This is a genomic window from Amycolatopsis sp. La24, from assembly GCF_029087445.1.
Taxonomy (GTDB): Bacteria; Actinomycetota; Actinomycetes; order Mycobacteriales; family Pseudonocardiaceae; genus Amycolatopsis; species Amycolatopsis nivea.
In genome coordinates this window covers 43,958-68,327 of record NZ_JARACH010000025.1, presented here as the reverse complement: position 1 = coordinate 68,327, position 24,370 = coordinate 43,958, and the positions used below count along the sequence as shown (strand labels likewise).

20 protein-coding genes are annotated in these 24,370 nt (G+C 70.3%); 11 read left to right on the top strand and 9 right to left on the bottom strand.

Features of this window, described 5'->3' with window-relative positions:
- Window positions 1-96 precede the first annotated feature (96 nt).
- The 7 genes from PUT80_RS23535 to PUT80_RS23505 all read left to right on the top strand — a co-directional run bounded on the left by PUT80_RS23535 (window position 97) and on the right by PUT80_RS23505 (window position 7,476).
- On the top strand, window positions 97-855 hold the full coding sequence (locus PUT80_RS23535) for a GntR family transcriptional regulator (RefSeq protein WP_275293467.1): 759 nt from the start codon (window positions 97-99) through the stop codon (window positions 853-855).
- Between the two features lie 207 nt (window positions 856-1,062).
- Window positions 1,063-2,502, top strand: coding sequence for an APC family permease (locus tag PUT80_RS23530; protein WP_275293466.1), 1,440 nt, complete (start codon window positions 1,063-1,065; stop codon window positions 2,500-2,502).
- A gap of 28 nt (window positions 2,503-2,530) precedes the next feature.
- Window positions 2,531-4,501, top strand: a complete 1,971-nt coding sequence (locus tag PUT80_RS23525) for a primary-amine oxidase (RefSeq protein ID WP_275293465.1) — start codon at window positions 2,531-2,533, stop codon at window positions 4,499-4,501.
- A complete protein-coding gene (locus PUT80_RS23520; RefSeq protein WP_043827562.1) occupies window positions 4,488-4,829 on the top strand; it encodes a hypothetical protein in 342 nt (113 codons plus the stop codon). The genes PUT80_RS23525 and PUT80_RS23520 overlap by 14 nt, the downstream gene beginning before the upstream one ends.
- Window positions 4,826-6,268 (top strand): aldehyde dehydrogenase family protein, encoded by a 1,443-nt coding sequence (locus PUT80_RS23515; RefSeq protein ID WP_275293464.1) that lies wholly within the window; start codon window positions 4,826-4,828, stop codon window positions 6,266-6,268. Before PUT80_RS23520 ends, PUT80_RS23515 begins: the two co-directional genes overlap by 4 nt.
- An 11-nt stretch (window positions 6,269-6,279) precedes the next feature.
- Window positions 6,280-6,834, top strand: a complete 555-nt coding sequence (locus PUT80_RS23510) for a nuclear transport factor 2 family protein (RefSeq protein WP_275293463.1) — start codon at window positions 6,280-6,282, stop codon at window positions 6,832-6,834.
- A gap of 66 nt (window positions 6,835-6,900) precedes the next feature.
- Window positions 6,901-7,476: a TetR family transcriptional regulator gene (locus tag PUT80_RS23505; RefSeq protein ID WP_275293462.1), complete on the top strand. Its 576-nt coding sequence runs from the start codon at window positions 6,901-6,903 to the stop codon at window positions 7,474-7,476.
- 63 nt (window positions 7,477-7,539) lie between these two features.
- On the opposite strand, the gene PUT80_RS23500 is transcribed toward PUT80_RS23505, so the two are convergent.
- Genes PUT80_RS23500 through PUT80_RS23485 form a run of 4 tightly spaced genes read right to left on the bottom strand, consistent with a single transcriptional unit; the run spans window position 7,540 to window position 10,671 of the window.
- Window positions 7,540-7,866, bottom strand: coding sequence for a putative quinol monooxygenase (locus tag PUT80_RS23500; RefSeq protein WP_275293461.1), 327 nt, complete (start codon window positions 7,864-7,866; stop codon window positions 7,540-7,542).
- 26 nt (window positions 7,867-7,892) lie between these two features.
- Window positions 7,893-8,918 carry an NAD(P)-dependent alcohol dehydrogenase gene (locus PUT80_RS23495; RefSeq protein WP_134731621.1) on the bottom strand — a complete coding sequence of 342 codons (1,026 nt, stop codon included), beginning with the start codon at window positions 8,916-8,918 and terminating at the stop codon, window positions 7,893-7,895.
- On the bottom strand, window positions 8,915-9,646 hold the full coding sequence (locus tag PUT80_RS23490; RefSeq protein ID WP_037814447.1) for an iron-sulfur cluster assembly protein: 732 nt from the start codon (window positions 9,644-9,646) through the stop codon (window positions 8,915-8,917). The genes PUT80_RS23495 and PUT80_RS23490 overlap by 4 nt, the downstream gene beginning before the upstream one ends.
- Window positions 9,646-10,671: an amidohydrolase family protein gene (locus tag PUT80_RS23485; protein WP_134666042.1), complete on the bottom strand. Its 1,026-nt coding sequence runs from the start codon at window positions 10,669-10,671 to the stop codon at window positions 9,646-9,648. The genes PUT80_RS23490 and PUT80_RS23485 overlap by 1 nt, the downstream gene beginning before the upstream one ends.
- Window positions 10,672-10,850: 179 nt before the next feature.
- On the opposite strand from PUT80_RS23485, the gene PUT80_RS23480 reads away from it, so the two are divergent.
- The 4 genes from PUT80_RS23480 (at window position 10,851) to PUT80_RS23465 (ending at window position 15,623) form a co-directional block, all read left to right on the top strand.
- On the top strand, window positions 10,851-12,302 hold the full coding sequence (locus PUT80_RS23480; protein ID WP_051171511.1) for a helix-turn-helix domain-containing protein: 1,452 nt from the start codon (window positions 10,851-10,853) through the stop codon (window positions 12,300-12,302).
- A gap of 155 nt (window positions 12,303-12,457) precedes the next feature.
- The gene (locus PUT80_RS23475) at window positions 12,458-13,597 is read left to right on the top strand and encodes a glycerol dehydrogenase (RefSeq protein ID WP_275293460.1); all 1,140 of its coding nucleotides are present in this window, start codon (window positions 12,458-12,460) and stop codon (window positions 13,595-13,597) included.
- Window positions 13,598-13,883: 286 nt separating this feature from the next.
- Window positions 13,884-14,768: an MIP family channel protein gene (locus PUT80_RS23470; protein WP_037814443.1), complete on the top strand. Its 885-nt coding sequence runs from the start codon at window positions 13,884-13,886 to the stop codon at window positions 14,766-14,768.
- 78 nt (window positions 14,769-14,846) lie between these two features.
- Window positions 14,847-15,623, top strand: coding sequence for an acetoin reductase (locus PUT80_RS23465; RefSeq protein ID WP_275293459.1), 777 nt, complete (start codon window positions 14,847-14,849; stop codon window positions 15,621-15,623).
- A gap of 184 nt (window positions 15,624-15,807) precedes the next feature.
- On the opposite strand, the gene PUT80_RS23460 is transcribed toward PUT80_RS23465, so the two are convergent.
- The 5 genes from PUT80_RS23460 to PUT80_RS23440 all read right to left on the bottom strand — a co-directional run bounded on the left by PUT80_RS23460 (window position 15,808) and on the right by PUT80_RS23440 (window position 24,232).
- On the bottom strand, window positions 15,808-17,361 hold the full coding sequence (locus PUT80_RS23460; protein WP_275293458.1) for an AMP-binding protein: 1,554 nt from the start codon (window positions 17,359-17,361) through the stop codon (window positions 15,808-15,810).
- A gap of 28 nt (window positions 17,362-17,389) precedes the next feature.
- Window positions 17,390-18,646 carry an aminotransferase class III-fold pyridoxal phosphate-dependent enzyme gene (locus PUT80_RS23455; protein ID WP_275293457.1) on the bottom strand — a complete coding sequence of 419 codons (1,257 nt, stop codon included), beginning with the start codon at window positions 18,644-18,646 and terminating at the stop codon, window positions 17,390-17,392.
- A gap of 97 nt (window positions 18,647-18,743) precedes the next feature.
- The gene (locus tag PUT80_RS23450; RefSeq protein WP_275293456.1) at window positions 18,744-20,510 is read right to left on the bottom strand and encodes a hydantoinase B/oxoprolinase family protein; all 1,767 of its coding nucleotides are present in this window, start codon (window positions 20,508-20,510) and stop codon (window positions 18,744-18,746) included.
- Between the two features lies 1 nt (window position 20,511).
- Complete coding sequence (locus PUT80_RS23445) at window positions 20,512-22,587, bottom strand: hydantoinase/oxoprolinase family protein (protein ID WP_275293455.1); 2,076 nt, start codon at window positions 22,585-22,587, stop codon at window positions 20,512-20,514.
- A gap of 37 nt (window positions 22,588-22,624) precedes the next feature.
- Entirely contained in the window at window positions 22,625-24,232 is a 1,608-nt protein-coding gene (locus tag PUT80_RS23440) for a thiamine permease (RefSeq protein ID WP_275293454.1), read from the bottom strand.
- Window positions 24,233-24,370 lie beyond the last annotated feature (138 nt).

The window sequence follows — 24,370 nt, the reverse complement described above, 5'->3', positions numbered from 1 at the left end:
GGTGGCTCCGCCCTCTGACAGTGCAGGACCCCGAGGGACTTTGTCAAGACATATGGACATTAGGTCATCGGCACCTGAGTCGGTAGGCTCCCGAGGATGAACGCCAGTCCGGCTTGGGACCCCGCGCGCGAGATCGCGGTGGATCCGGCCAGCCCCGAACCGCTGTACTTCCAGGTCGCGCGCCAGCTGCACGCCGCGATCGAGGACGGCCGCCTGCCGGCGGGCGCGCGGCTGGCGAACGAACTGGACCTCGCGGCCGGGCTGCGGCTGTCCCGTCCCACGGTCCGCCAGGCCATCCAGTCGCTGGTCAACCAGGGGTTGCTGGTGCGCAAGCGCGGGGTCGGCACCCAGGTGGTGCGCACGAAGGTCACCCGTCCGCTGCGGCTGAGCAGCCTGTACGACGACCTCGCCGGGCTGGGCGGAACGCCGGAGACGACGGTGCTGTGCAACCGCGTGGAGGACGCCGACGCGGAGGCCGCCGGGCTGCTGGAAGTCCCCGGGCTGACGCGCGTGCGCCGGTTGAAGCGGATCCGCTCGACGGGCGGCGAGCCGCTCGCGGTGATGAACAACTACCTCCCGGACGGCCTGATCGACCCGTCGGACGAGGACCTGCGGGAGAAGGGCCTGTATCAGCTGCTGCGCGGGACCGGCCTGCGCCTGCACTCCGCGCAGCAGAACATCGGCGCCCGCCTCGCGACCGCCGAGGACGCCGAACTGCTCGACGAGAAGCCGGGGGCCGCGTTGCTGACCATGCAGCGCACGACCTACGACGAGACGGGCCGGGTCGTCGAGTACGGATGGCATGTGTACCGGGCTTCGCGGTACTCGTTCAACCTCTCCCTGGCGAATTCCTGACGCGACTGTCCATTCCGGACAGTCCGGCGGCCGGGGGCGAAACCGGTCTTCGCGATACCCCTGGCGAGACAGCGGGATTCATCGCCAACGTGCATGAATCCGCGAAACTATCCACTTGACAAGTTCTGGGTCTGGCGCTGAAGGTTGTCGGCAACACCAGCGGCGCCGGCGCAGGCGCCGCCGAGCCGTTCCCGGCGGAGGCGCTCAATGTCGAACGCGCAAGTCCAGCACCAGACCGATCTCAAGCGGAACGCTTTCGGCGTTCCCGGAATCCTGTTCTTCGTCCTGTCGGCGCAAGCGCCGCTGACGAGCATCGTGGGCGCGGCCGCGCTCGCCGTGGCGCTCGGGGACGGGGCGGGCGCACCCGGCGCCTATCTCGTCGTCGGCGTCGTGATCGTGCTGTTCGCGGTCGGGTTCACCACGATCACGCGGCACGTGGACACCCGCGGCGGCTTTTTCGCCGTGATCAAGGCGGGGCTCGGCCGTCGCGCGGGCTCCGGCGGATCCGCGCTGGCCCTGTTGTCCTACAACGCGATCCAGATCGCGATGTACGGCCTGTTCGGGGCCAGCCTGTCCGGGTTGCTGTCCCGGCACGCGGGCATTTCCGTGCCGTGGTGGGCCTGCGTCGCGGGCGCGATCGCCGTCGTGTGGTTCCTCGGCTCGCGCAAGATCGAACTCGGCGCCCGTGTGCTCGCCGTGCTCGTTGCGTTCGAATTGCTGCTGTTGGCCGGGTTCGCCGTCGGCGTGGTCGTCACCAAGGGATGGTCCGCTTTGGACGTTCCCGCGAGCTTCGGCCCGAAAGCGGTGCTGGCCGGCGCGCCCGGAGTCGCCATCATGTTCGCGATCGCGTCGATGTTCGGATTCGAATCGACGGCGATCTACTCGGGCGAGGCGAAGGACCCGCGGCGCACCGTGCCTCGCGCGACCTACATCGCGGTCGTCCTGATCGCGGTGTTCCTCGCGTTCCTGACCTGGACGCTGGTCTGCTTCTACGGCGCGGGGCAGGCGCAGGAGGCGGCGCGGACGGCGCTGCAGGCCGACCCCGCTTCCTTCGCGGTGACGCCGCTCAACAGCGTGCTGGGGGAGTGGGCGGGGACCGCGGCCGACGTGCTGCTCTCGACCTCGCTGTTCGCCGGGATCCTGTCCTTCCACAACATGATCACGCGCTATTTCCACACCATGGCGGGGCACAGCCTGTTCCCGCCGGTCCTGGAGCGCACCAACCGGCACCAGGCGCCGGCCGCGGCCTCGCTGGCGCAGTCGCTGCTGGCCGCGGTGGTGGTGCTGCCCTTCGCGGCGGCCGGGATGGACCCGGTCAACCAGCTGTTCAGCTGGCTGTCCGGGCTGGCCGTCGCGACACTCGTGGTGCTGTACACGCTCACCTCGGCGGCGGTCATCGGCTACTTCCGGCGCACCCGCGCCGAACGCAATCTCTGGACCACACTGCTCGCGCCGGTCCTCTCCGCCGTGCTGATGCTCGGAATCCTCAGCCAGGTGGTGCGGAACTTCGGAGTGCTCACCGGAGGCAGCGCGACGACCGTGTGGCTGCTGCTGGCAATCGTGCCCGTCGTGTTCGCCGCCGGGCTTCTGCGTTCGCCCCGGACAGTGCCGCGCGGCGCACCGGCCCCGGCCACCGAACCCGCCTGACTTCTTCCCCCTGACCAAGGAAAGGCTTATGTCCACTCAAACTTTGCCCGTGTCGCCCGTCGACGGCGAGAACGCCGCCCCGCATCCGCTGGCTGTGCTCTCCGCGGCCGAACTCGAAGCCGCGCGAAGGATTCTCGAGGAAGCCGGTCTCGTGTCCGCGACGACCCGGTTCTCCTACGTCCTGCTCCGCGAACCGGACAAGCAGGACGTCCTCGCCTGGGACGGGCGGACCCCGCTGCCGCGCGAGGTGTCGGTGCTGGTGACCGAACTGGAACCGCTCGGCCTCAGCACCGCGGTGGTGGACCTGACCGCGGGAGAGGTCGTCTCGCGCACGGTGCTCGACCCGGCCGAGGTGGGCTTCGGCCCGTGCCTGGACGAGGATTACGACCTGGTCGACGAGATCGTCAAGAGCGACGAGCAGTGGCTCGCCGCGGTCGCCAAGCGCGGCGTCGCCGATGTCGGCAAGGTCCGGACGGTGCCGCTGTCGGCCGGGGTGTTCGGCTATCCCGACGAGGTCGGCACCCGCGTGTACCGCGTGCTCTCCTTCCACCAGCCGCACCCCGGCGAACCGCCGTGGGCGCATCCGGTTGGCGGGGTGATCGCGCACGTCGACGTGAGCAACCGGCGGGTGCTGCGGGTCGTGGAGACGCATGTCGACCACGTGCCCGAGGAGTCCGGCGATTACTTGCACGACGCCGTCCGCGGCCCGCAGCGCACCGACCTCAGGCCGATTTCCATCACCCAGCCCGAAGGCGTCTCGTTCCAGTACGACGACGGCGTCCTGTCGTGGCAGAACTGGCAGCTGCGGCTGGGGTTCAACGGCCGCGAGGGGCTGACCCTGCACCAGGTGTCCTATGCCGACGGTGGCGTGCGGCGGCCGGTCGTCTATCGGGCCTCGGTCGCGGAGATGGTGGTCAACTACGGCGATCCCGGGCCCACGCACGGCTGGCAGAACTACTTCGACCTCGGCGAGTACCAGTTCGGGCGGCTCGCGAACTCGCTGGAGCTGGGCTGCGACTGCCTCGGCGAAATCACCTACGCCGACGCCGTCGTGGCCGACGACCACCTGCGCCCGCAGCTGATCCGCAACGCGATCTGCATCCACGAAGAGGACTTCGGCGTGCTGTGGAAGCACAACGACATCTTCACCGGCACCTCGCAGACGCGGCGGCAGCGCCGGCTCGTGGTGTCGTTCTTCGGCACCGTCGGCAACTACGACTACGGGTTCTACTGGTACTTCTACCTCGACGGCACCATCGAGTTCGAAACCAAGGCCACCGGCATCCCGTTCCCGTCCGGGTACGACGGCGCGGACCCGCACTTCAGCGAGCTCGCGCCCGGCCTCGGCGCCCCGGTGCACCAGCACCTGTTCTCGGTGCGCCTCGACCTGACCGTCGACGGGGTGCGCAACTGCGTGGACGAACTGGACGTCGCGCCGGTGCCGATGGGCGGGAACAACCCGTGGGGCAACGCGATCGGCCGCAAGCGCACCCGGCTGCGCACCGAACGCGAAGCCCGCCGGAAGGCGGCGAACCACCTCAACCGGGTGTGGGCGATCTCCAGCACGGAGCGCACCAACCGGCTGGGCAAGCCGACCTCGTACGTGCTGCACCCGGAAGGCCAGCCGGCGCTGCTGGCCGACGAAAACTCTTCGATCGCCCGCCGGGCGGCATTCGCCCGCGAGCACCTCTGGGTCTCGCGGTACGACCGGGACCAACTGTGGCCCTCGGGTTACACGGTGAACCAGAACCCGGGCGACGACGGGCTGCCCGCCTACACCGCGCGGGACCGGCCGATCGACGGGGAGGACGTGGTGCTGTGGCACACCTTCGGCCTGACGCATTTCGTGCGCACCGAGGACTGGCCGATCATGCCGGTCGACTACGCCGGGTTCAAGCTCAAGCCGGACGGTTTCTTCGACCGCAACCCGACCCTCGACGTGCCTGACCTCAGCGGGAAATCCGGCTGCTGCGGCACTGCCGGTCATGCCGGGCCGTGAGCTGGCGCTGTGCCGCTGGCTCGCCGTGTTCGCGATGGCCGGTGCGCTCGCCCACGTCGCTGTCGCCGCGCACACGCCCGCTCTGACAGCGGTTTTCGCGGGCATGGCTGTGCTGTGCCTGCCGTGCGCGGCGCACCTGTGGCGCGGCGGCCGGTCCGCGCTGCGGCTGGTCGCGGGCAACGCCGCGGCCATGGTCGCGATCCATCTCGCGGTGGGAACCGGGCACCACTCCGGATCGGCGGCGCTCGCCGTCCTCACCGTCACCGAAGGCGGCATCGCCGCTGGCGCGTGGTACCTCGCGCGCCACTCGCAAAGGAGAACCGCATGACTGACACCGTGACCGCGCTGTTCCTGGACGGCGTCTGGACGAAGGGCGGTGCGCCGGGATTCACCACGCTCAACCCGGCGACGGAGGAACCCCTCGCGGAGATCGCCGCCGCCGACGAGGCCGACGTGGACCGCGCGGTGCGGGCCGCGACGCGGGCGTTGAAGGGGGAGTGGGCGGCGACCCCGCCGTCCCGGAAAGGCCTGCTGCTTTCCCGGCTGGCGGACCTGGTCGAGCAGGAGGCCGAGGGACTCGCGCGGCTGGAGTCGCTCGACATGGGCGCGCCGGCCGGGATCGCGCAGGGCATGTTCGTGCCGAATCTCGTGGCGTCGTTGCGGTACTACGCGGGCTGGGCGGACAAGATCACCGGCGAGTTCGTTCCCACCGACGGCTATTTCGGCGCGCCGACCCACTCCTACACCCGCCGCGAACCGGTCGGCGTGATCGCCGCGATCGTGCCGTGGAACTCGCCGCTCATGATCCTCGGCTGGAAGCTGGCTCCCGCGCTCGCCGCGGGCAACACGGTGATCGTGAAGCCGGCGGAGGACGCGTCGCTGTCCATCCTGCAGCTCGCGGAGCTGTCCGAACGGGCCGGTTTCCCGCCCGGCGTGATCCAGGTGCTGACCGGTCGGGGCTCGGTCACCGGCGAGGCGCTCGCGCGGCATCCTGGCGTGCACAAGGTCAGTTTCACCGGTTCCACCGGCGTCGGGCGGCGCATCCTCCGCAACTCCGCGGACACGTTCAAGCGGACGACCTTGGAGCTGGGCGGCAAATCCCCGCAGCTGGTGTTCGCCGACGCGGACCTGAACGCCGCGGTGGCCGGCCTCGCGGCGGGGATCTTCACCAACCAGGGCCAGGTCTGCGCCGCGGGGACGCGCATCCTCGTGCAGCGGCCCGTGCTGGACGCGGTGCTGGACGGGCTGCGCGACGCCGCGGCGACGCAGGTGCTCGGCGACCCGTTCGACCCGGCGACCACGATGGGCCCGCTGATCAACGGCGCCCAGCGCGAGCGGGTGCTCGGCTATGTCCACAAAGGACGGGACGAGGGCGCGGCACTCGTCGCCGGGGGCAATTCCCTGGACGGCCCGGGCTTTTTCGTCGCACCCACGGTGTTCTCCGGCACGAACGACCTGGCGATCGCGCGCGAGGAGATCTTCGGCCCGGTCGGCACGGTGATCCCGTTCGACGACGAGGCCGAGGCGGTCGCGATAGCCAACGACAGCGACTACGGGCTCGCGGCCACCGTGTGGACCCGCGACGTCGGGCGCGCGCACACCGTTTCGGCCGCGCTCGAAGCGGGCGCGGTCGGGGTGAACGGCTGGTCGCCGCTGGCCCCTCAGCTCCCGTGGGGCGGTCTGAAAGCGAGCGGAGTCGGCCGCGAACTGGGCTACGAGGGCATTCTCGCCAACACCGAGGCGAAAACCGTGACCATCGTACTGTGAAAGGGGAATCGATGACCGACGAGACCGTGGCGGCTTTGGTCCGCAGGGTCGAGGTGCTCGAAGCCGAGGCCGACATCCGGCGGCTGCAGGCGCGCTACATGTTCCTCTGCGACACGCCGAATCCCGAGTACGGCGTGGCCGACGACGCGAAGCGGATCGAGCTGATCCTCGAGCTTTACACCGAGGACGCGGTGTGGGAAGGCGTCGGCGAGTACTACGACGGCCAGTTCGGCCGCGCCGAGGGCAAACCGGCGATCCGCGAGCACTTCCAGCGGTTCTGGGGCGAGAAAAAGGATCCGGCGCTGCTGCTGAACGCGCACTACCTGACTTCGGAACAGATCCACGTGCACGGCAACACCGCCGACGGACAGTGGATCCACATGCAGCCGTGGCTGTTCTCGGACGGGAAGTCGTTGCTGCGCTCCAGCCGGCTCAACAACGCCTTCCGCAAGGAGCCGGACGGCTGGCGGATCACCCGGACCCGCACCGAAAACGTGTTCGTCGCCCCGCTGCCGGACCGGTTCGCGAGCGACTACCCGTCGACGTCGGTGCTGCTGAAGCCGTGACCGGACCCTCCTGTCCGGTTCGCCGCGGATTACGCTGAGCCGAGGCAACCGGACGGGAAGGACGCGATGGCAGGGCTGGCATACGGTACGGGACGGCAAGCGCTGCTGGACGCCGCGGTACGGGTGGTAGCGGCGCAGGGCCTGCGCGGGCTGACCTACCGCTCGGTCGCCGCCGAAGCCGGCGTCACCCACGGTTCGGTCCGCTACCACTTCGGCGACTGGCGGACGCTGGTGGAGGAGGCGCTCGCGCACTGCGTCGAGCGCAGCGTCCAGGGCGCGGAGCTGTCGTCGCAGGGCGAGGGCTTCGACGAGTTCGCCTCGGGTCTGGTCTCGCTGGTGACCGCCGATCCGGGCGCACAGGCCTTCCAATACGAACTGACCATGGAAGCCCGGCGCCGCCCCGAACTGCGCCCGGTCATGGAACGCGCCAACGACCTGTACCGCGACGCGGTGCGCCGCGGACTCGCCGCACACGGCCTCGACGACCCCGACCTGGCCGAACTGGTATTCCTGGCCCTCGACGGGCTGGTGTTCCATTTGACGGCGTTCGGGGACACGTCGCGCGGCGAACGAGCGGCGGCGAAGCTGCGGGCGTTGCTGCGTGCGTATGCGGGGGCTGTGGCTGAGCGCAGCGTGGAGTAGCCGGGGCTGGCTTGACCATGCGTCAAGCCAGCCCCGGCCGGACTGTTCCCGGTACCGGGCCGGTCAGTCGCGCACGGCCAGTTCGCCGAGTTCGGACCAGCCGTCCTGGTCCACCTTGGCGTGCACGATGCGCGGCGTTTCGGCCAGATAGGGCGGAAGCTCGCGCTGCGCGGTCTTGAAGTGGTCGGAACCGACGTGGGCGGCGCCCGCGTCGTCGTCGCGGAATGCTTCCACCAGCACGTATTCGCTGGCGTCGGCGAGGCTGCGCGACCACTCGTACCAGAGGCAGCCGGGCTCGGCCCGCGTCGCTTCGGTGAACGCGCGGGAGATCTCGGGCCACGCGTCCGCGTGCTCCGGCTTCACCCGGAACTTGGCGGTGATGAAGATCATCGGTCTCCTCGGGGCGGTTTTCCGTTTCAGGGAACCAGGATCGCGCGTCCGCGGACGCGGCCGGCGGCCAGGTCGTCGAGCGCGTCCTGAAAGGACTCGAGCGGGTAGGTCGCGGTGTGCAGGCGCACGCGGTCCTGCGCGGCCAGCACCATCAGCTCGCACAGATCGGTGTAGGAGCCGACCAGGTTGCCGATGAAGTTGATCTCGGCGGAGATGATGTCGATCGTGGGCACGTCGATGTTTTCGCCGTAGCCCACCACGTGGTAGTCGCCCGCGCGGCGCAGCATCGCGACGCCGTCGCGGGTCGCGCCGCCCTCTCCGACGAAGTCGAGCACGGTCTCCGCGCCCTCGCCGCCGGTCAGGTCCCGCACCGCGGCGACGTGCCCGCCGTCGGCGACCACGCCGTGGTCCGCGCCGATCGATTCGGCCAGCTTCACCGCGTCCTCGTTGCGGTCGACCACGATCAGCTCGGCGGCGGTGAGCGCCTTGAGCACCTGGATGCCGATGTGCCCGAGCCCGCCGGCGCCGATCACCACGCACCGGTCGCCCGGGCGCAGCCGCCGCGCTGCCTTGGCCGCCGCGTGGTACGCGGTCAGCCCGGCGTCGGCGAGCGCGGCGACATCGGCCGGTTCCAGCGAATCGTCGAGCTTCACCACGCTGCGCGCGGAGGTCTTGAGGTACTCGGCGTAGCCGCCCGCGGTGTCGATGCCGGGGAATTGGCTGGCCGCGCAGTGCACGTCGTCGCCGGCGCGGCAGGCGCGGCACAGGCCGCAGGTGATCAGCGGGTGCACGATCACCTTGTCGCCCTCGGCGACGTTGGTGACCGCGCTGCCCACCGCGTGCACCCAGCCCGCGTTTTCGTGGCCGATCGTGTAGGGGAGTGCGACGCCGGACTTCTCCGCCCACTGCCCTTCGAGGATGTGGATGTCGGTGCGGCACACGCCGGCCCCGCCGATCCGCACGACGACGTCGTACGGGCCGGCGACCTCGGGGACGGGTACGTCGGCGAGCCGAAGTTGCTGGTCGTAGCCGACGACCTGGACTGCTTTCACGATGCTCGGGCCTCCTCGGGCGAGCCGGGCCGCGGCGCCTGGTCGGCCGCGGATTCGGGATAACGGGTGCGGAGCAGGCCGCGGCAGAAGTGCGCGTTGCCGTCGATCGAAATCCGGACCGACCGCGCGAACCGCAGCCGCAGCGGTACTTCCTCCTTCGGATACGGCCGACCGAGGTCGTCGACGAGCACCGGCTGGTCCGGCGTGACCGCGAGACCGAGCGCTTCCCGGCGGCGCAGGAGCGCGGCGGTGACCCGGTCGTCAGGCAGGTCGCCGAGCGTCACGTCGTGCAGCGCCTCTTCGCTCAGGTCGCCGTCCGCGCGCAGCAGCGCGGTGAGCGCCCGTTCCATGGCCGCGGTGTGCGCCTTGCGCCGGAACGTCGCCCGCAGTTGCTCGAGGTCTTGTTCCGCCTCGTTGCCGAACGTGCCGCGATAGCCGGCATCGGCGGCGAGGCCGCGGTTGATTAGGTCCGAATCGTGGTGGTCGTCCAGCAGCACCTCGACCCGGCCCGCCTCGGGCAGCGCGGTCAGCACGTCCTTCGCGTCCGATGCCATCAGGTACGCGAAATTGGGCGAACAGAACGAAGTCGGCAACCGCAGGTGCACGGTCAGCGTTCCGTCGCGGGCTTCGAGCGAACGGACGAAGCCGAGATCGGTGATCGGTTCGTCCAGTTCGGGGTCGAAGACGGCGGACAGCGCGTCGCGGGCACGCTCTTCCAACGCGGGCATCAGCCGACCGCCACCGCGTCGGGGGTCGCCTCGGCCGGATCGTCGGCGACGCGCAGTTCGGCCGGGACCTCGATGTCGTACATCGCCGCCGCGTTGAGCCCGAGGATCTTCTTCTTGACCTCGGTGGTGAGCGGCGGGTACTCGGTCATGTCCGCCGGGATCTGGAAGTCGACGAACTTCTCCACCAGCCACTTCGGCGTCCAGATCGCGTAATCGCTGGAGAACTGGATCCGGTTCTCGTCCAGCCAGTACAGCAGCTCCCCGATGATCTGCGCGAAATACCGCGGCCGGGTGTGGATGAACGGCATCGCGACGGCGAGCCCGGCGTGCACGTTCGGCTCCTGCGTGGCGATCCAGCAGAAGTCCTCCAGCCGGGGGAGCCCGCAGTGCTCGATGACGAAGTTCAGCTCGGTGAAGTCGGTGGCGACCTTGTCCACGTCGGCGACGTCGAACGCGTCGCGGTCCAGCGGCCGGATCGTCGGGCCCTTGTGGATGTGGATGTTCTTGACGCCCAGCTCCTGGGCCGCCTCCAGGTAGCGGTAGCTCCACTTGTCGTCGAGCTTCCAGCCGCGCGAGTCGCCGAACCATTCGGCGGTGTAGAGCTTCGCGCCCTTGAGCCCGAACCGTTTCGCGTCCTCGCGCAGCTGCTTGAGCCCGTCCTCGCCGAACCGGGGGTCCCAGCAGTGGTTGTAGGTGAGCTTGTCCGGATGCCGCTGGGCCAGCGCGAACGCTTCCTCGGTCTGCCCGAAGCCGTTCGTGTAGAACGCGGGCAGCAGGGCCGGCTGGAAGATCGCGTGGTCGACGTAGCCGTCGGCGAACAGGTCCTTCATCAGCCGGTCGCCGCCCTGGTAGAGGTAGTCCTCGTAGGGCCAGACCTCGGACTCCGGGCTGAGGTTGCGGTGGTAGTCGTAGAAGCAGTCGATGAACTGCTTGCCGTGGATGTTGCGCTGGTTGCCCGGCCGGGCGTCCCAGAGCGCGACGTGCGCGTCCAGGATATAGTAGCTCTCCCCGTCCTTGGTGTACATCGGTTTCCTCTCCCGTCGTGACCTCATCGGCACGTCCGGACTCGGACGGTAGGGATCCCGGCGCAGGTCAGGCAGGGCCGCGCTGTCTCAGTTTGAGACAGCGGCCGCACTGCGGAGCGCCCGCGCGCGGGTAGCCTCGATCCCGTCCGACGCAGTGGCGCGTCTCCCGGGAGGCCGATATGGCGCACAGCCCGCGCGAATCGGGGCCGCTCGCGCCGCGAGGTTCGACCGCGCCGCGGTTGCGCGCCTCGTGGCAGCGCAGCGAGCGTTACGGGGTGCCCGGCGACGAGGTCACCCCGGTGTTCAGCGGTGCGGTGGACACTGAATCGTTGCTGTACGACTGCGGCAACGAAGTGCTCGAGGGGTTGCACGCGACGCTCGCGAACGAGCCGATCAGCCTCATGCTCACCGACGCCGAGGGCCTGGTCCTCAGCCGGATGTGCGGGGACATGGGGATCACGCGGTCGCTCGACCGGGTCCACCTGGCGCCGGGCTTCTATTTCGCGGAGAGCAATGCCGGCACGAATGGACTGGGGCTAGCGCTCGCCGACCGCGTGCCGTCCTTGGTGCGCGCGGGGGAGCACTACTGCACCAGTCTGCGCGGCTACACGTGCGCCGCGGTCCCGGTGCTGGAGCCGATCAGCGGTGCGCTGGCGGGCAGCGTGAACCTCACGACCTGGTCGGAGCAGTCCTCGGAGCTGCTGCTCGCGCTCGCGCAGACCGCGGCCGGGCACACCAGCGCGCTGATGCTGGCGCGCGCGTCCGGGCGGCAGTCGCGTCCGGCGCCGCGCGGCGAGGTGTACCGGATGTATGCCGACCGGCTCGATCCGCCGCGGTTGTCGGCGACCTGGCAGCACGCGGTCTCCGAAGCCTCGGCTGCCATGCGCTGGGGACGGACGGTCCTCGTGACGGGCGAGCCGGGGGCGGGCAAGACCGCGCTGGCGGCGCTCGCGCGCCGGGAACTGCACTCGCGCGAACGGCTGCTCAACGCCCGCGCGCCCGCCCCGGAGGACGTGCAGACGTGGCTCACGGTGTGGGAGCCCGAGCTGGGCAAGGACGACACCTGCGTGATCGTGGCCGGCGTCGACGCGTTGCCGGCGTGGGCGGCGAGCGAACTGGCTGCCCGGTTCGCGGCGCTGCGCGAGCGCGGCAGTGCCGCGTCGTTCGTGCTCACCGCCGCCTCCGCTGAGGTCCCGGCCGCGCTCCTGCCGCTGGTGGACACCGTGGTCGAGGCGCCCTCGCTGCGTTTCCGGCCGGACGATGTGCTGCCCTTGGCGCACCACTTCGCCCACCAGTCGCGAGGGCGGGCCGTCGCGTTCACGCCCTCGGCGGCGCGCGCACTGTGCGCCTACGACTGGCCGGAGAACGTCAAACAACTCCGGCGGGTGGTCCAGGCCGCCGCCGCCCGCTCGGAGACGATCGACAGCAGGCACCTGCCCGCGGAAATCTTCACGAACGCCGGGCACCGGCTCAACCGCCTGCAGGCACTCGAACGCGACGAAATCGTCCGATGCCTCGCGCAGCAGGGGGCGACAGTGGTTGCCGCGGCTGAGGAACTCGGCATGGCCCGGGCCACGCTCTACCGCAAAATGGCCCAGTACGGGATCGACCAGCGCCAGTTTCGCTCGTGACGCGGACAGCCGCGCCGTAGCGACGTTCAGCGGGACCGGCCGGGTGTCTCAAAGTGAGACGGCAGGTCGCGCCGCTCCGCTTGCCGCCTACCTACGATCGGGCCACCGGCCGGTCGAAGGACATGGATTCGGCACATCCCGAAGGAGCATCAGCAATGTCGCTGCGCACCGTCATCAGCCCGAGCAGGTACGTCCAAGGAGCCGGCGCGATCCGGCGGCTCGGCGAATATCTCGCGCCGATCGGGGCGAGGCCGGTGGTCGTCGCCGACGATCTGGTGTGGGGGATGGTCGGCCACGACGTCGAGACGTCGTTGAAGAGCGCGGGCCTGCCGGTGCGGCGGGAGACGTTCCGCGGCCTCCCGAGCGCGGCGGAGGTCGATCGGATCGCTGGTGTCCTGCAAGAAACTGGGGCCGATGTGGCGGTCGCGGTGGGCGGCGGGAGCGCGATCGACACGGTGAAGGCCGCGGGCCACCTCGCCGGGATCCGCTGGGCGAACTGCCCGACGGTGGCCTCGACCGACGCCCCCTGCAGCGCGCTTTCGGTGATCTACACCGAAAACGGCGAATTCGAGGAGTACCGGTTCTTTCCGCGCAACCCCGACCTGGTGCTCGTCGACTCGCAGGTGGTGGCGAACGCGCCGGTCGAACTGCTCGCCGCCGGGGTCGGGGACGCACTGGCGACGTGGCTCGAAGCGCGCGCCACCGCCCAGTCGAACTCGACGACGATGGCGGGCGGGCTGCCGACGGTCACCGGCACCGCACTGGCCAAGCTCAGCTGGGAAGTGCTGTGGGACAACGCACTTCAGGCCGTCGACGCGGTGCGCGATTCCCAGGTCACGCCGGCGGTGGAAAAAGTGATCGAGGCGAACACGCTGCTGTCCGGCCTCGGCTTCGAATCCGGCGGGCTCGCCGCGGCGCACGCCATCCACAATGGACTGACGGCGGTCGCGGCCACCCACGGGCTCGCGCACGGCCAGAAGGTCAACATCGGGTCGATCGCGCAACTCGTGCTGGAAGGCGCGCCGTCCGCCGAGGTCCGCGACTTCGTCGAGTTCACGACCCGGGTCGGACTGCCAACGACCCTGACCGAAGTCGGCCTGCGCAGCGACGACCACGACAGCCTGCGCGCGGTCGCCGACGCCGCGACCGCCGCGGGCGAGACCATCCACGCCATGCCGTTCGCGGTGCACAGCCGCGATGTCGCTAGCGCGCTGGCCTCGATCGAACGCTTCGCGACCAGGGTCCGCCGCGAGGCGAAACTCCCTGACCCAGTGCCGTATCTGGCGCACGCCTGACGAAACCGCGCCCGCCCGGGCGGCGAGCGGAAACCCTCGCCGCCGCACGGGTAGTCAAGCCTGCCCGTCTGTGACCGACACACCATCTTTGCGCAGGCGGGGAGCCCTCGTGCGACTCCGCGGCGGCTACGGCGATCCGCTCGCCGTGCCTTACACCGCGTACGCCTGACGAAATCACGACCGCCCGGGCGGGGGCGGAGCGGAAATCCTCGCCGCCCGGGTATTCAACCCTGCTCGCCTGCAACGGTTCCGGGCGGCGAACGGCACTTCGGGTCAAGGAGGACCAGTGACCGACACACCACCTTTGCGCAGGCAGGGAGCCCTCGCACGGCTCCGCGGCGGTTACGGCGACCTGCTCGCCGAATTCTTCGGCACGTTCGTGCTCATCGCGCTCGGCGACGGCTGTGTCGCCATGGCGGTGGCCGGACTGCCCGGCTCGGGCCGTACCGCCGGCCCCACCGTGATCTTCCAGGGCACCGGCGACTGGATGCTGATCGTGTGGGGCTGGGCGTTCGCGGTCGCGTTCGCCGTCCTGCTTGCGGGCGGCGTCAGCGGCGCGCATCTCAATCCCGCGGTGACGTTCGCGATGGCGTTGCGGCGGCGGTTTCCATGGCGGCGGGTCCCCGGTTATTGCGGAGCACAGCTTTTCGGCGCGTTCGCGGGCGCTGCACTGGTTTTCGCGGTGTACCACCCGGCCATTCGCGCGTTCGAGGCGGCGGCCGGAGCGGACGGGAAGAACACGACGTTCACCATTTTCGCGACCGCGCCCGCGCGTTATTTCACCGATTGGCTCGGACCGCTGCTGGACCAAGTAGTCGGCACCGCCGTGCTCCTCGCGGTGGTGCTCGCGATCATCGACGGCCGGATCGCGGCGTCGACACCGAAAATGGCTCCCTTGCTGATCGGCTTCACCGTCGCCGCGATCGGCCTTTCCTATGGCGCGAACGCGGGTTACGCGATCAACCCGGCCCGCGATCTGGGCCCGCGGCTCTTCGCGTTCCTCGCCGGATGGGGCGACGCTGCACTGCCCGGTCCCGGCGGCTATCTGTGGATTCCGATCGTCGGACCGCTGATCGGCGGCGCCGTCGGGGTGCTGCTGTACGACTTCTTCATCGGCGATGTCCTGCACGCGCGCGATTCGCTCCCACTCGGGAAAAGCGTCTCAAAGTGAGACAACCGCCGCGTTGAACGGCCCCGAAACGCCGCCTACATTTCTGCCGGATCCCAGCGAAGACAAAGGAGTTGTCGCATGAGCAAGAACATTCTCGTCACCGGTGCCGCCCGGGGCATCGGCAGGGGAATCGCACTGCGCCTCGCGGCGGACGGACACGACGTCGCGGTCAACGACATCCCGGCCAACGCGGGCGAACTGGAAGCGGTAGCCAAGGAAATCCGCGCCGCCGGCCGCCGCTCCGCGACAGTCACCGCGGACGTGTCCGACCCGGCCGCGGTGACCGCGATGGTCGGGGAAACCGTGCAGGCGCTGGGTTCCCTGGACGTGATGGTCGCGAACGCGGGCATCGCGCAGGTTCTGCCGCTGCTGGAACTGACGCCGGAGGACTGGGACCGGATGATGGCGGTCAACGCCCGCGGCATGTTCCTGTGCTACCAGGCCGCCGCGAAACAGATGATCGAACAGGGCGGGGGAGGCAAGATCATCGGCGCCGCCTCGATCGTCGCGCACCGGCCGTTCGCGTTGCTGGGCCACTATTCCGCGTCGAAGTGGGCCGTCCGAGGGCTGACCCAGGCCGCGGCGATGGAATGGTCCAAGCACGGCATCACCGTCAACGCCTACTGCCCGGGCATCGTCGGCACCGCGATGTGGGACCTCATCGACGAGAAACTGGCCGAATCCGAGGGCTTGCGCAAGGGCCAGGCCATCGCGAAGTACTCCGACCTCATCCACCTGGGCCGGGTCTCCGTCCCGGAGGACGTGGCCAGCTACGTGTCCTACCTGGCGTCCCCCGATTCGGACTACATGACCGGCCAGTCCGTGATGATCGACGGCGGGATCCAGTTCTCCTGAACCGCGCCGCGAGCTCCGGGCACCGGCCCACGGCGCCCGGAGCTTGGGAGTGCTTGTGGCCAACGCCGCCAGCATGCTCGCCGACCGCACCCCGCACGAGTGTCCAAAAAGGAATCCCCACTGACCTCCATCAGCCGGTTCAGCAACGTGTCCGCGCCTGATCCGGCCGTTCGCGAACGCCCACTCAGCCAGCCTGGCTCGCAGCACGCCGTTCGCGCAGCACGAACTTCTGGATCTTCCCCGTCGACGTCTTGGGCAGCTCCCCGAACGTCACGGACTTCGGGGCTTTGAAACGGGCCAGCCGTTGCCGGACGTGGTCGATGATCTCCTGCTCGGTCGCGGCGAGCCCGTCGAGGAGCGTGACATAAGCCGCGGGCACCTCGCCCCAGCGAGGGTCGGGTACTGCGATCACGGCTGCCTCGCGGACGGCGGGGTGGTCCATGATCGCCTGTTCCACCTCGATCGACGCGATGTTCTCCCCGCCGGAGATGATGATGTCCTTCGCCCGGTCGCGCAGTTCCACGTAGCCGTCGGAGTGCACCACGCCGATGTCCCCGGTCCGGAACCAGCCGTCGGGCGCCGCCGCTGCGGTCGCGGCCGGATCGTCCAGGTAGCCGAGCATGACGTTGTTGCCGCGCAACACGATCTGCCCCGCGGTCTCGCCGTCTGCCGGGACGTCGTTCCCGTTCTCGTCGATCACCCGGGGGACGCACGAGACCATGTTCCCGACCCCCTGGCGCGCCATCAGCCGCACCCGGGTGCGCTCTTCGAGGGAGTCCCATTCCGGGCGCCGGTCGCAAATCATGGCGGGACCGTAGGTTTCGGTCAGCCCGTACAGGTGCGTGAGGTCGAAGCCCAGGGACTCCATCCGCCGCAGGATGGCCGGTGACGGGGGCGCGCCTCCGGTCGCGATCCGTACTGTCCGCCCCGCAGGGAGCGCGGCTGCCTCCTCGGCGTACGCGATCATCGACAGCACGGTGGGAGCGCCGTTGAGGTGCGTCACGCCCTCCTCTCGGATCAGCCGCCACACCTGCGCGGGGTCGACCTTCGGCAGGCACACGTGCGTCGCGGCGGCTGCGGTCACCGCCCACGGGAAGCACCATCCGTTGCAGTGGAACATGGGCAAGGTCCACAGGTGCACGGCCGACGGCGTCAATCCCGTGTGGCCGACCATCGCCATGGACTGCAGGTAGGCCCCGCGATGGTGGTACATCACGCCTTTGGGCCGGCCGGTCGTTCCCGAGGTGTAGTTGATCGACAGCAGTGCCAGCTCGTCGGACGGCGTATGCCGCACCGGTTCGGCCGCGGCCAGCAGCGCCTCGTAATCCTCCCCGGCGCGGATCCGTCGGGGAGGGGAGTCGAGCCGCGCGAGGGCGTCGTCGGCGAGGGCGTCGAACGTCGGATCGTGGATCAGCACCGAAGCCCCGGAATGCTGGAGGATGTAGGCGATTTCCCGCGCGGAGAGCCGGGTGTTGACCGCCACCAGCGGCACTCCCGCCCACACCACGCCGAAGTGAGCTTCCAGCAGCACATGCGTGTTGGGCGCCAGCACCGCGACGGGCCGGGCCTCGCTCATTCCCGCCAGCGCGCCGGCGAGGCGGGTGCACCGCTCGCGGAACTCGGTGTACGTCCAGCGCCGGTCCCCGTCGATCACCGCCGTCCGGTCGCCGTGCGCCGCGGCCGCACGATCGAGGAACGACGTCGGGGTCAGGGGTTCGAACGACAACGGCGGTGGCATCCGCGGTCCTTTCTGAAGACGGGGTGGGCTAGAGCTGGCGGAGCACTTTGTCGAGTGCGTCGGCGGTGGCGTCGATGTCGGCGGGGGTGTGGGCGGTGGAAAGGAAGACTTTTCCCGAGGGCATGAAGAGGAAGCCGTGGTGCAGCATGCCGTCGAGGATGTGGCTCCAGGGGCCGCCGGTTCCGTGCAGGCCGGTGGCACCGCCGTCGGGGACGTACTGCAGGAGCGAGCCGACCCGGTTGAGGCTGCCCCGGCCCGGTGCGGAGGCGAGCACGGCGCCGACGGTGTTCTCGAACTCCGCGGAGACGCGTTCCAGCGCGAGGTAGACCTCGGGGTCGGCGAGCACGCGCATGGTCGCCTCGATGGCGGCCAACGCGACGGGGTTGGCGTTGAACGTCCCGGCATGAACCACGCCGGACGTCACCTGGTCGATGAGGTCGGCGCGGCCGACGACGGCGCTCTGGGTGAATCCTCCGGCGATCGCTTTGCCGAACACGGACAGGTCCGGGTGCACGCCGTACTTCTCGGCGGCGCCGCCGCGGGCGATGCGGAATCCGGCGATCACTTCGTCGAAGACGAGGACGACGCCGTGCCGGTCGCACAGGGCGCGCAGCGCGGGCAGGAACTCCGCCGACGGGGCTTGGACGCCGCCGTTGCTCATGATCGGGTCGACGAGCACCGCCGCGATGTCCCGCTCCACGGTCTCGGCGAGCAGGCGTTCGGCCATGGCGATGTCGTTGAACCGCGCGATGACGAGGTCGTCGAGGACGCTGGGCGTCTGGCCTTTGGACGCGGGCGCGGGAGCGCGCCCGGTGTCGGTGTCGGCGAGTCCGGCGTAGACGCTGTCGTGCCAGCCGTGGTAGCTCCGGGCGAATTTGACCACGCGCCGCCGTCCGGTGGCTGCGCGGGCGAGGCGCAGGGCGATTTGGACGGCTTCGGTGCCGGTGTTGCTCCAGAGCAGTCGTTGCCCGTGCGGGACCGCGTCCAGGACGGCTTCCGCGGCGAGGTATTCCAGGGCGTGGCCGGTGCCGACGACCTGCATCCGGGTCGCGGCCGCGCAGGCTGCTTCGACGATGCGGGGGTCGCTGTGGCCGAGCAGCATCGGTCCCCACGCCATGACGTAGTCGACGTAGCGGTCGCCGTCGAGGTCCCACACGTGCGCGCCGCGTGCTTCGCGGACGTAGAGCGGATGCGGCCGCATCGCGAGGCGCAACCCCGACGCCACCCCGCCGCCGATGCTGCGCCGGGCCCGTTCAAAAGCCAGGCGCGAACTTTCCAGTGCCATCAGGAAATCCCTCCTCAAGAGACCGAAGCAATCGTCGAGGTCGGCGTTGAAGTGGATGGCGCCGTGGCCACCATGGCCGTTGGCCACGGCGCCTCGCTCACACTGCTCCCAGCGCGGCCCGTCGCCGTTGCGTCGCGTCCTGGTCGACCCGGGGCGCGTGCTCTTCTCCGACGATGACCACGCCGTACACCTCCGCGGCGGCGTCGCGGGTGACGTAACCCTCGGCGACGTCGTGGAGAACCGCGTCGGCGTCGCGGGTACGCGGGTCGCCGAATCCGCCGCCGCCCGCGGTCGTGTTGAGCACGTACTGGCCCGGTTCGAGGGCGATCGCACCGGTGCCCGGCAGTTCGGTGACCTCGCCGGTCGCGTGGCGGAGCGCGGCCGCGGCCACGGCGCCGGGGCCGCCGCCGTGGATGCCGTTCGGCGGCGACTCGTGGGCGTCGAGCGTCCACACGACGTCGACCGGGTTTCCGCGCGCGGTGTAAGCCAGTTCCATCGCGTTGGCCCCGCGGTGCCTGCCGGGCCCGCCGGAGTCGGGGAGCAGCCGCACGTAGTCGAACTGGACCGGGTACTTCTGCTCGTTGATCTCGATCGAGTCCCGGTACAGCAGGCCGGCGCAGACCGGCAGGATCCAGGTCAGCCACCCGTCGCAGTCCCGCGAGGCGGGTCCGCCGTTGTTGGCGACGAACATCTGGTTCACGAACGGCATCCCGGTCCGCCAGTCGGTCCCGGAGATGACGCCCATGCCCGGTCCCATGCCGGTGCCGCCCTCGGCGACGCCGTGGCCGGTGCCCGCTTCGCCGAGGGCCGACTGGGCGAGGTTGACCAGCCGGTCCGCGACGTTCGTGGTGGCCATCGAGGCGGACGTCGGGTGCCGGGGGATCCCGACGACGCAGTTCTCGCGCAGGAGGACCTCGACGCGGCGGAAGGCCCCGGCGTTGTGCGGCACGGTCGGGTCGATGTTGTTGAACAGCCCGGCGATCGCCATGTTCGTCGCCGTCGAACGCGTCATGTTCAGGCCCGCCGGAACGCAGTCCGGGTTGTCGCGCAGGTCGATGCTGACCCGGCCCGCCTCGGCGTCCACCGTCAGGTCCACCTTGAGCGGGATCGGGGGCAGCGGCCCGACGCTGTCGTGCTGCCCGTGCCGCACGTAGCGCCCGGACGGCAGCGCCGAAATCGCCGCGGTCATCCGGCGCTCGGAGTAGTCGAACCACTCGGCGACGAACTGCCGGATCAGCTCGAGGCCGTAGACGTCGACGAGTTCCTTGAGCCGGCGTTCGCCGGTCCGGGCCGCGCCCAGCGTCGCGAGATAGTCGCCGTACCACTGGTCGGGCACCCGGATCCGCCTGCGGCACATCTCGATGACGTCGGAAATGTCCTCGCGGTCGCGCTGGACCTGCACGCACGGGAAGTTGAGCGCGCCCTCCTCGTAGACGTCCTTGGCCATCGCGAAATAGGTCGTGGGCATGCTGTTGCCGATGTCGGCCTGGTGCGACTTGGCGACGGCGGTGAAGAGGTGCGTGTCGCCGACGAACACCGGCACCATGATCGTGTGGTCGGCGTGGTGCGAGCCGCCGACGTAGGGATCGTTGTCCAGATAGGCGTCGCCGTCGCGGAGGTCGGGATGCCGGCGGCGCAGTTCGGCGGTTTGCAGATGCGCGCCGAAGATGTGCACCGGCAGGCCTTCGGCGGACGCGAGCAGTTCGTCCTCGCCGGTGACGATCGAGCAGGAGAAGTCCCGCGCGACCGCGATGACCGAGGAGCGGCCGGCGCGCAGCAACGTGCTGGTCATCTCGCGGACGATCGTGTCGAGCCGGTTGGCGATGACCGCCATCTGGGCGGGGTCGAGGGTCCCGGATGTCATGTCAGACCTCCACGAGGTAGTTGCCGGCGGACGTGACGTGCAGGCGGGCGCCCGGCGGCACGACGAGGGTGCTGGTCGGTTCCTCGACGACGAGCGGGCCCGCGAGGACGGTGCCGGGCGGTCGCGACCCGCCGGCCACGACGGTCGTGTCGTGCCAAGCGCCGTCGAAGTAGGCCGGTTTGACGCGGTCCGCGCCCGTGCGGACCGGTTCGAGCCCGTCCCGGCGCTCGGTGACCGCGGCGACCGCGCGGCTTCCGACGGGGGCGCGCAGCCGCGCCTTCCACGTCAGGCATTCCAACGGCGCACCGGGTTCCTTCACCGAGAAGACGCGCTCGTGGGCCTCGTCGAAGGCCTGCCGGAGCGCGGCCAGACCGTCGGCGTCGTCGATCTGCGCGCCGACCGGCACTTCCAGCTCCCACACCTGGTAGGCGTAGCGGGCCTCGACGAGGTGGTCGACGGTGATGCCGTCGACGCCGCGCTCGCGCAGTCCGGCGGCGAACTCGTCCGCGCGCTCGTCGAGTCCTTTGAGGACGCTGTTCACCGCTTCGAAGTCCCAGGACCTGGTGTCGGCGAACTGGCTGGCGGTGAACTCCGCGACGATGTCGGAGAACTGACCGCCGGTCGCGCTGAGCGCTCCGGCCGATCGCGGCATCAGCACCGAGGAACACCCGAGCGCGCGCACGATCGCCGCGATGCCCAGCCCCGCGGCGCCGCCGCCCGCGACGACCAGCGCCCGCGCGGGATCGACGCCCTCGTTGATGGTGATGTCCTGGATCGCGCCGACCATGTGCTCGTTCGCGACGGTCAGGACGGACTCCGCGGTCTTCTCCCGGCTGAGCCCGAGCGTCGCGGCGAGCCCGTCGACCGCGGTGTTGGCGGCGTCGCGGTCGAGCGGCATGCGGCCGCCGAGGAACGTGTCCGGGTCGAGGTAGCCCAGGACGCAGGCAGCGTCGCTGACAGTCGGCTCGGTCCCGCCGCGGCCGTAGCAGGCAGGCCCGGGATCGGCGCCGGCGCTGCGCGGGCCGACGCGCAGGAGCCCGCCGTCGTCGACCCACGCGATCGAGCCGCCGCCGGACCCGATCGAGCGGATGTCCACCGAGGCCGTTCCGGTCAGGTGCCCGAGATACTTCGGGCCCAGCCACGTTTCGTTGGTGAAGGTGACCGCGCCGGCCCGGACGAGCGAGACGTCGAAGCTCGTCCCGCCGGTGTCGCAGACGATCACGTCGCGATTGTCGTTCTCGGCCCGGGCGAACGTCAGTCCGGCCACCGGGGCCATCGAGGGTCCGGAGCGGACCGTGTCGACGGGCCGGGCCGCGGCGTCGGGCAGGTGCAGCACGCCGCCGAACGAGGTCGCGACCATGAGTTCCCCGCGGAACCCGGCGGCGGCGAGATCCTCGGCGATGGCGGACAGGTGCGCGCTCATCATCGGTTTGAGGGAGGCGTCGATCGCGGCCGTCGAGGCTCGCCGATACTCCCGGACGATCGGGTTGACCTCGTGCGAGAGCGTGTAGGGAATCCCGGGCAACTCCTCGGAAATCAGCTCGCCGACGCGGCGTTCGTGCGCGCCGTTGACGATCGCCCAGAGCAGGCAGACCGCGACGGCTTCGACGTCCTGCGCGCGCAGCCGGCGGAGGATGTCCCGGACCGCGTCCTCGTCCAGACGCCGCACGACGTCGCCCTCGGAGTCGATGCGTTCCGGGATTTCGCTGGTGAGCGCGCGGGGCACGTAGGGCTCGGGATAGCGCACGCTGAGGTCGAATCCGTCGTGCTTGCCGCCCTCGCGCAGCACGAGGATGTCCGGGAAGCCCTCGGTGACCAGCAGCGCCGTGCGGGCGGTGCGGCCCTCGAGGATGGCGTTGGTCGAGCGAGTCGTGGAGTAGACGAACGTGGTCGTGTCCGCGAGCAGTTGCCCGGCGGTGATGCCCAGTTCGGCAGCGGCGACCTCGACTCCTCCGCGCACGCCGTCGAAAGCTCGCTCGCGGGTCGGCGCCTTGCCGATCGTGAGGCGGCCGTCGGCGTCGGTCACGACCACGTCGGTGAAGGTGCCGCCGGTGTCGACGGTGATCTTGTAGGGCACTGGTCCAGTCCTTTCAGCAGGGGTTCGGAGCGGCCGGTCAGGCAGTGCGCGCGCCGGCGCGACGGGCGGCGCGGACGAAATCGGCGGATTCCGCGGCGCAGCCCGCACAGATCGCGGCCAGACCGGCGGACGGGTCGCGGTCCATTTCGATGGCGGTGTAGGAGAGTTGGCAGGCGTGGCACCGGATCCGGGCGCCCCAGACGTCGTCGACCTCGTCGCGCGGGTCGTCGCCGCGAGGCAGCAAGGGCGACCGTCCGACCCGTGTCCCGACGGCGTACAGGAGCGCGGCGAGGACGCAGGTGATCGCCGGTGCGAGGGTCGTGTACCAGACGCCGGGGCGGCCGAATTCGGTCAGCCCGATCCCGGTCAGCGAGGCGAGGATCCAGGCCGCGAGGCCGGGCAGCACGTTGCGGAGCCGGCCGGGACGGAACTCGGGGATGCCGTCGCGGTCTCCGCGGACGATCCCGATGTGGGTGAGCGCGATGGCGACCCAGGCGGCGACGAACACGCCCTGCCACGCCAGTGCGGTCAGCAGATAGGACAGCACGTCGGTGAGCATGAAGGCGAAGACGATGACTCCGGCGATCACCGACCAGACGATCCGGGGCCAGCGCAGCCGCAGCGCGCGTTCGCCCAACGCCTCCAGGTTGGTCGAGGCGACGTAGTAGTTCGCCGTGTTGATCCTGGTTTGGCTGACCAGGATGAACAGCAGGCCCGCGACGCCGAGGGTGCCGAGCACCGCGTCGATGACCCCGGTCTCCGAGGCCGCCTGCCCCGGCAGGACGGCGGTGGTCACGAAGATGCCGATGACGCCGTTGAGCACGAATGTGGCCAGGTAGTAAGGAATTCCGAAGGTGACCCGCGAGTGGAACCGCGCGTCTGAAGGGCGGCCAAGGCGGGCGTAGTCGACGGCGAACATCATCAGGACCCAGGTGCCCAGGTAGACCATGAAGGCGGTGACCCAGCCGGGAAGCGCGAGCCCGGCCGGCGCCGGCGTGGCTGCCAGACCGGACGCGAATCCGTGCTGGATGCCGGCGGCGAGCACCAGCGCGACGAGCCCGGCGAGATAGAGCGGGAGCAGCACGCCGTTGAGCCGGTCGAGCCAGCGCTGGACTCCGCCGATCACGAGAGGCACGGCGTAGAGGACCACGATCGCGTACCAGATGCGGATGTCGCTGGTCGGCGCGAACCACCGCTGCAGCGCGACCGCGATCACCGAGCCTTCGAAGACTGCGTAGTAGATCGCGGTGGCACCGAGCAGGAGCGGAGCGAGGCCGCCGCCGAGATAACCGAACAGCCGTCGGGAAAGCAGGGCCACGGTGAGCCCGGAACGGATGGCGTAGCGGACCAGCACGGCTTGAACGAGCCCGAAGACCACCGAGGCGAGAACCATGCCGACGACGGCGTTCGTGCGGCCGACGGCTTGGTCCACGGAAACCGCTACGTAGAGCCAAAACATCGCGCTGAAAGTCGCGAGCCACGCCATCGACAGGGATGTCCGGCCGGCCCGGCCGGTCAGCGGCACGACGTGGGTGGCGTAGTCCTGGGTCGCGGCCTGCTTGACGACCGCGGGGTCGTCGGTGCGGGTGATGCGGAGCGGAGGTCTGACGGGGTGTTCGGTCTCCGGGAAGGAATCGGCAGTCATGGGGCAGTCCTCGGATGGCCATGGTCGTCCGCCGCGGGCGGGTGCGGCGGACACGACCGGATGGGCCGCCGTCGACTGGGCGGCGACGCTGCGAACCGGCGAATGCGGTTCCGGCGACCGGGCCGCTGGGGGTGGGCG